Genomic DNA, 935 nt, shown 5'->3' on the forward strand with positions numbered 1-935 from the left:
GGCCGTTGCGCTTCACATCGCGCGCAAAATCGCCGACCGTGCGCTTGTAGTAATTGTCATGGCCCGGCATCTTCTTCAAACGATCGAACAGGGCCGTCGGGTCCAGGTCTGTCCAATCGCTCAGCATCACGACGTAGTCGCGATCGAAACTGAAGGGCTCCGGCTCCAATGGGTCGATGACGATCGGGCCATAGAGCCCGGCTTGTTCCTGGAACCCTGAGTGGCTGTGGTACCAGTAGGTTCCGCCCTGATGCAGGGTGAACCGGTAGTGGTAGGTCTCACCACGTCCGATACCGTCAAAGCTCAGACCCGGCACGCCGTCCATGTTGGCCGGCAAAATGATGCCGTGCCAATGGATGGAGGTGTCCGCGCCATGGATGGAGTTAGCGGGCAATGCATTAGAGACGCGCAAGTTGACCGTGGTGCCTTCCCGCCACCGCAGCAACGGCGCCGGAACGGACCCGTTGACCGTGATCGCGGTGCGGGTCTTGCCGGTGAAGTTCATCGGCGTCTCGCCAATGGTCAGGTCAAACTCAGTGCCCGATAGTACGTTGGGTTGTCCCGGCCCCTTGAGCGCCCAACTGGCTTTGGGCCAGAAACCTAATCCTGCGACTGCGCCTCCCAAGGCCAAGCCTTGGACAAATCGCCGCCGCGAAGGCAGCAGCGGTCCACCGCGTGGACCACGAAAATCATCATGCGACATGAAAATGCTCCAAGCGTCGTGTTGCCACCGGCGGGCGGTGGTACAGAGCGGGCGGCTGGCCTAAACAGGCATGCAAGCCACACCAACGGCGCCATTGCGGCGCCTAGGGACGCTTAGCCGATCGGTGGTCGGATCAGATGAGGCAAGGCAGGTGCCGCATGCCCTAGGGGCAGCGGCATGACATCCAGGCCCAAGGCCAGTTGCACCGAAACATGCAGGCGCGCAGGAAGTG

The 935-nt window shown here is 61.7% G+C and carries 1 protein-coding gene and 1 pseudogene; both read right to left on the reverse strand.

The genetic code is table 11. From position 1 onward, the window contains the following. Window positions 1-703: multicopper oxidase domain-containing protein (locus KVS69_RS18420; protein ID WP_217539433.1), on the reverse strand; the 703-nt coding region annotated here is incomplete at its 3' end. Window positions 704-816: 113 nt separating this feature from the next. After that, window positions 817-935: pseudogene (copL, locus tag KVS69_RS18425) on the reverse strand (transcriptional regulator CopL); the annotation flags it as partial.

Source organism: Stenotrophomonas sp. GbtcB23 (assembly GCF_019091045.1).
In the GTDB taxonomy this organism is placed as follows: domain Bacteria; phylum Pseudomonadota; class Gammaproteobacteria; order Xanthomonadales; family Xanthomonadaceae; genus Stenotrophomonas; species Stenotrophomonas rhizophila_A.